Here is a 5,641-nt window from a genome sequence, read left to right on the forward strand (position 1 = left end):
TCTTACCCCTCGCCCGCTTGCGGGAGAGGGAGGGGCCCGCCGCCGCGAGGCGGTGGGAGGGTGAGGGCGGGGATAAGTTTCGCGAAAAATATTCCGTGTGCCGCGCCTCTTGACCAGCGTGACGCTGCTTCCCATCTATCCCGTTATCTCCAAAAGTGTGTCCATAGCCTCCCGCGCTCCCGAAATCCGGGAGGAGCCCAGCTTGTCCGATCGAGGCCCACATGACCGACCATGCCGAGACCATACCGATCCTTGCCTCGCTCGACATCGAGGAATCCCGCCGCTTCTATACGGAAAAGCTCGGCTTCGCGGCCGAAGTCCTCGGCGACTATCTGATCGTCCGCCGCGACCGGATGGAAATTCACTTCTGGCTCGCCCATGACCGCATCCATCCGGAAAATACGGCCTGTTATATCAGGGGCGGACAGATCCCGGCGCTCTACGAGGAATTCGCGGAGGCCGGCATAGGAGAGATGCCCATCGGCGGCGAGCGCCTATACGACTTCGCCATACGGCCCTGGGGCATGAAGGAGTTTTATATCCGTGACCCTCACGGTAATTTGCTGAAATTCGGCATGTCGGCCGACGAGGCATGAACGAAAGGCTCCCCGATCAGCTTCGCGAGGGGCTCGCCCTCGTCTTCGTCGGCACGGCGGCGGGGCATCGGTCGGCGGCGGAGGGCGCCTATTACGCGCATCCGGGGAACCGCTTCTGGCGGACGCTGCATGAGGTCGGCCTGACGCCGAGGCTTTTCGCGCCGCATGAGTTTCCGAAGCTCGCCGGGCTCGGGATCGGTTTCACGGATATGTCGAAAATCGGGGCGGGCATGGATCATGAGATCGCGCCCGAACATTTCGACAGAACGCTTTTCGAGACCAAGATGCGCCGCTTCCGCCCGCGCGCCATCGCTTTCACCAGCAAGAAGGCAGCGAGCGTCTGGCTCGGGCAGCCGACGGGGAAGATCGCACTCGGCCGGCAGGCGCGGACGCTGCCGGATTTCCCGGAGGTCTTCGTCCTCTGCTCGCCCTCCGGCGCGGCGACGCGGTACTGGGACATCGGGCCGTGGCGGGAATTGGCGGACTGGCTCGGGCGCACGAAGACGTGATTGCGCACAAGACCTGACAGGGCTTTTGCGAAGGCATAGAATCGCCCATATCCGGGCTCCAAGAATGGAGGTGCTGAATGTTCAATCTGCGCAAGAAGATCGAGATGCCCGCGCCCGACGAGGCGCTGAAGGGGCGGGGGACGCCGCTGCCGACGGCGGAGCGGCACTTCGTCAACGGTGCGCCGCTCAAGGGGCCTTACCCGGCGGGCAGCGAGACGGCGATTTTCGGCCTCGGCTGTTTCTGGGGCGCGGAGCGGAAGTTCTGGCAGGTACCGGGCGTCGTCGTGACGGCGGTCGGCTATGCGGCGGGCTATACGCCGAACCCGACCTATGAGGAGGTCTGCACTGGCCGCACCGGGCACAACGAGGTCGTGCTTGTCGTCTACGATCCGAAGAAGGTGTCCTACGAGACGCTGCTCAAGACTTTCTGGGAGAGCCACAACCCGACGTCGGGCATCTATGTGACGAGCGCGGCGCAGCGCGAGGCGGCGGAAGCATCGAAGGCGATGTATGCGGCCGAACTCGGCAAGCAGGGTTACGGCGCGATCACGACCGAAATCCTCGACGCGCCGGAGTTCTTTTTCGCCGAGGACTACCACCAGCAATATCTGGCGAAGAACCCCGCCGGCTATTGCGGCCTCGGTGGCACCGGCGTGAGCTGCCCGATCGGGACCGGGGTGGCGGCGGAGTAACGCTCTCTTTTTTGTTGCGTCATGCGCGGGCTTGACCCGCGTATCCACGTCTTTCTTTCGGCGTCAAGAAGAGGTGGATGGCCGGGTCAAGCCCGGCCATGACGGGAAAGAGAAAGAGTGAAAACAAAAAAGGCCGCCCGGTGTGGGGCGGCCTTTTAGTTTGTCGACAGCGCGACGGTCACGCGTTGGCGATGGCTTCCTTGCGGGCGTCGGACTGGTCGCGCATGGCGGCGCGCATTGCCTTCTGCAGCTTCTCGAAGGCGCGGACCTCGATCTGGCGGACGCGCTCTCGGCTGATGCCATATTCCTGAGAGAGGTCTTCGAGCGTCGCCGGTTCGTCCTTCAGCCGGCGCTCGGTCAGGATGTGCATCTCGCGCTCGTTGAGCGTCTGCATCGCCTGGGCGAGCATCTCGTGGCGCAGGCCCATTTCTTCCTGATCGCCGAGCACGGTTTCCTGATCGGCGCTGTCGTCGACCAGCCAGTCCTGCCATTCGCCGCCTTCGGAATCCTGCCGGAGCGGCGCGTTGAGCGAATTGTCGGGACCGGACAGGCGCCGGTTCATCGAGGTGACTTCATCCTCGGTGACGCCGAGGCGGTCGGCGATATAGGTCACCTGCTCGGGACGCAGGTCGCCTTCCTCGATCGCCTGAATCTGGCCCTTCACCTTGCGCAGGTTGAAGAAGAGCTTCTTCTGCGCGGCCGTGGTGCCCATCTTCACGAGCGACCATGAGCGCAGGATGTATTCCTGGATCGAGGCGCGGATCCACCACATCGCATAGGTCGCGAGGCGGAAGCCCTTTTCGGGCTCGAACCGCTTCACGGCCTGCATGAGGCCGACATTGCCTTCGGAAATGACTTCGCCGATGGGAAGGCCATAGCCGCGATAGCCCATGGCGATCTTCGCCACGAGACGCAGATGGCTCGTCACCATTTTGTGCGCTGCCTCGGAATCCTCATGCTCCTTCCACCGCTTGGCGAGCATGTACTCTTCCTGCGGTTCGAGCATGGGGAACTTGCGGATCTCCTGGAGATACCGCGAGAGACTTCCTTCCGGGCTTGGCGCCGGCATCAGCTTGGACATATCAGTACCCCTTTCAGGCGGGCCCCCTTAAGGCCGGACGTCCGCTTGGGTGTAATTCCATACTACGCCGCTCGGACATCGGTTTTCTATATAGGCGCGCTTTCGGGCCAGAAAAGGGCCGCCAGATTAAAAATCTATAATCCTTCTAAACTGCCCAGCAGATCGGCCATATCGCGCGGCAAAGGGGCGTCGAATTCGAGCCTTTCGCCGGTCACGGGATGCTCGAAGCCGAGGTGATGGGCGTGAAGCGCCTGCCGGCCGAGCCGTTCCAGCGCGGCTTGCGCCTCGGGCGGCAGCCGGGTCTTGCGCGTCCGCTGGCCCCCGCCATAGGTCGGGTCGCCGAGCAAGGGGTGGCCGATGGCGGTCATGTGGACGCGGATCTGGTGCGTCCGCCCGGTTTCGAGCCGGCACTCGACCAGCGAGACGAGGGGCGGTTCGCCGAAGCTTTCCATCACATGATAATGGGTGATGGCCTCGCGGCCGGCGGTCTTGACGGTCGCCATCTTCGAGCGGTTATGGCTCGAACGGGCGATATTCGCCTCGATCGTGCCGTCCCGCGGTTTCGGCTCGCCCCAGACGAGGGCCCAATAGGCGCGGGTGAGCTTGCCGTCGCGGCCATGGGCGGCGAATTGCAGCGACAGGCCCTGATGGGTGCGGTCGGTCTTGGCGACCACCATCAGGCCGGACGTGTCCTTGTCGAGGCGGTGGACGATGCCGGGCCGCCGCTCGCCGCCGATGCCGGAGAGGCTTTCCCCGCAATGGGCGATGAGGGCATTGACCAGCGTCATGTCCTGGTTGCCGGCCGCCGGATGGACGACGAGGCCGGCGGGCTTCATCACCACGATGAGCTCGTCGTCCTCATAGACGATGTCGAGCGGGATCGACTGGCCGAGCGGCTTCGCCGGGACGGGGGCGGGCACGCTGACCGTGTAGCTCTCGCCTTCCTTGACCTTGCGCGAGGCGTCGGCGGCCGTTGCGGGCGGCTGGCCGGCACTCTCGACGCGGACGCGGCCCTCGTCGATCAGCGCCTGAAGCCGGGCACGGGAGAGCACGGCCTCGCCCTCGGGCGCCTTGCCCGCCAGGGCGTCGGTGAGATACTTGTCGAGGCGGATGCCGGCCGCTTCCGGCGGCACCGTCACGGCGTGGCTCGTGGCGCCTTCCGGGGCCGATTCTTTCAGTGAGGACATCATGTCTGACGATACCGCCGCGCCTCTTTCCGGGGAACCTGTAAAGCCGCCTCTCTCGAACGGCGTGAAGGCGGCGATCATGCTGCTCGTCACCATGGGCCTCATTCTCGTCGCCGGGGTGATCTTCGTCCTCGTGGTGGTGACCAAGCGCGCCTCCCATCCGGCGGAGCAGGCGGCGGGCTTCGCCGGCCGTTTCGGCGTCAGCGACGTCCATGTCGCGCCGGACGAGACGGTGAAGAGCGTCAGCCTCGCCGAGGACCGGATCGTCGTGCACGTTTCGGGTGGCAAGGAGGACGAGATCATCATCGTCAGCGCCAAGACCGGGCAGGAAATGGGGCGCATCAGGCTGCGGCCGCTGAGCGACCTCGCCTCCCGCGATCCGGCGAAATGAACCATCACGCGCATCCGCGCATGATCGGCGCGCTGACGCTGGGGCGGCGGGCCTATCTCGACATCGCCGCCGAAGCGCAGGCGCGCTTTCCCGACGAATGCTGCGGCGTGCTGGTCGGTACGGTGCGGGCAGGGCGGGCCTATGCGATGCGCGCCGTGCCGGCGGCGAATGTCGCGGCGGACCGGGCACGGCACTTCGAGATCGATCCGGTGGTGCTTTTTACCGTGCAGCGCGCCTTACGCGAGGATGGGCGTGGCGATGGGCACGGGAAGGCGATCCGAAGACCGCGCGAAGGTATCCTCGGCTATTTCCATTCCCATCCGGCGGGCGTCGCGAGGCCATCCGGCGCCGATCTCGCGGGCGCGCATGAAGTGGGGCTGGTGACGCTGATCGCGGCGCCGCCACGCCGGACCGGGCCGATGCCGCTCCACGCCTGGTTGAGACTCGGGCATGGCGCGGCGCAACGCTTCCGGCCGCTGAGACTCGAGATCGGCATCTAACGGAAGCAGATGGCGATTTCGCGGACGCAACGCGGCGCGAACGCAAAAACCCGCACAAGCGGCGGTTTCTTCAGTTCTTCGGAATGTCGGGGGAAGGGAGGGTGCCGCCTGTGCCGGGGGAGGAGGGAGGATGGCACAGGCGGCAACTACTGAAAGCCTGCGATCGGGGAGGAGATCGATCGAACTTTCGTGAGTCTTTTATCGGGCTTTCGTGACAAAATGTCAAAGACAAAAATGGTGCGGCGCAAAATATTCTGACTGCGGAGAGCTTGTCCGCATGTTTTCTCAAGTCTTTGTTTTTAAATATGAAATATATGAAAACTGGAATAAGTGTAATACACCTACAAACAAACTGCGCCCGTTTGCCGCAGTGCGGACAAGAGTTTTTAGGGCGCGTGCCCTAGGGACGGTGGGGCTTCGGGAGGGACGGGGACGTCCTCCCGAGTCTCTGAAGAGCCGCCGGCCGGTCGGTCGTCGCGGCGGCGATGGGCGGCTTGCCTCCGGCGGAGGCCGGCTTTGGATTACGCTTGATCGGCAGGCGCGGGCGTCCTATACGAGGCGCCCGAACTGGTCACGTCCCCATCGTCTAGTGGCCCAGGACGTCGCCCTCTCACGGCGAAAACAGGGGTTCGACTCCCCTTGGGGATACCAATCGCGCCAGGCCGTCGATCGCGTCGATCCGGCC

7 protein-coding genes and 1 tRNA gene are annotated in these 5,641 nt (G+C 64.6%); 6 read left to right on the forward strand and 2 right to left on the reverse strand.

Features of this window, described 5'->3' with window-relative positions:
• The first annotated feature begins 221 nt into the window (after positions 1-221).
• The 3 genes from VMR03_RS03215 to msrA all read left to right on the forward strand — a co-directional run bounded on the left by VMR03_RS03215 (position 222) and on the right by msrA (position 1,797).
• Positions 222-596, forward strand: coding sequence for a VOC family protein (locus VMR03_RS03215; RefSeq protein ID WP_325402226.1), 375 nt, complete (start codon positions 222-224; stop codon positions 594-596).
• Positions 593-1,105, forward strand: coding sequence for a mismatch-specific DNA-glycosylase (locus tag VMR03_RS03220; protein WP_325402228.1), 513 nt, complete (start codon positions 593-595; stop codon positions 1,103-1,105). Before VMR03_RS03215 ends, VMR03_RS03220 begins: the two co-directional genes overlap by 4 nt.
• A gap of 77 nt (positions 1,106-1,182) precedes the next feature.
• Positions 1,183-1,797, forward strand: a complete 615-nt coding sequence (gene msrA, locus VMR03_RS03225; RefSeq protein ID WP_325402230.1) for a peptide-methionine (S)-S-oxide reductase MsrA — start codon at positions 1,183-1,185, stop codon at positions 1,795-1,797.
• 178 nt (positions 1,798-1,975) lie between these two features.
• Here msrA and rpoH read toward each other — a convergent pair whose 3' ends face one another.
• Together rpoH and VMR03_RS03235 are read right to left on the reverse strand one after the other, a co-directional pair.
• Entirely contained in the window at positions 1,976-2,878 is a 903-nt protein-coding gene (rpoH, locus tag VMR03_RS03230; protein ID WP_325402232.1) for an RNA polymerase sigma factor RpoH, read from the reverse strand.
• Between the two features lie 134 nt (positions 2,879-3,012).
• Positions 3,013-4,068, reverse strand: coding sequence for an RluA family pseudouridine synthase (locus VMR03_RS03235; protein WP_325402234.1), 1,056 nt, complete (start codon positions 4,066-4,068; stop codon positions 3,013-3,015).
• On the opposite strand from VMR03_RS03235, the gene VMR03_RS03240 reads away from it, so the two are divergent.
• The 3 genes from VMR03_RS03240 (at position 4,067) to VMR03_RS03250 (ending at position 5,607) form a co-directional block, all read left to right on the forward strand.
• Positions 4,067-4,456 (forward strand): hypothetical protein, encoded by a 390-nt coding sequence (locus VMR03_RS03240; RefSeq protein WP_325402236.1) that lies wholly within the window; start codon positions 4,067-4,069, stop codon positions 4,454-4,456. The two genes, VMR03_RS03235 and VMR03_RS03240, sit on opposite strands and share 2 nt — an antisense overlap.
• On the forward strand, positions 4,453-4,956 hold the full coding sequence (locus VMR03_RS03245; protein WP_325402238.1) for a M67 family metallopeptidase: 504 nt from the start codon (positions 4,453-4,455) through the stop codon (positions 4,954-4,956). The genes VMR03_RS03240 and VMR03_RS03245 overlap by 4 nt, the downstream gene beginning before the upstream one ends.
• Positions 4,957-5,531: 575 nt before the next feature.
• Positions 5,532-5,607, forward strand: a tRNA-Glu gene (locus VMR03_RS03250).
• The last annotated feature ends 34 nt before the right edge of the window (positions 5,608-5,641 follow it).

It is taken from the genome of Parvibaculum sp. (assembly GCF_035511255.1).
Taxonomy (GTDB): domain Bacteria; phylum Pseudomonadota; class Alphaproteobacteria; order Parvibaculales; family Parvibaculaceae; genus Parvibaculum.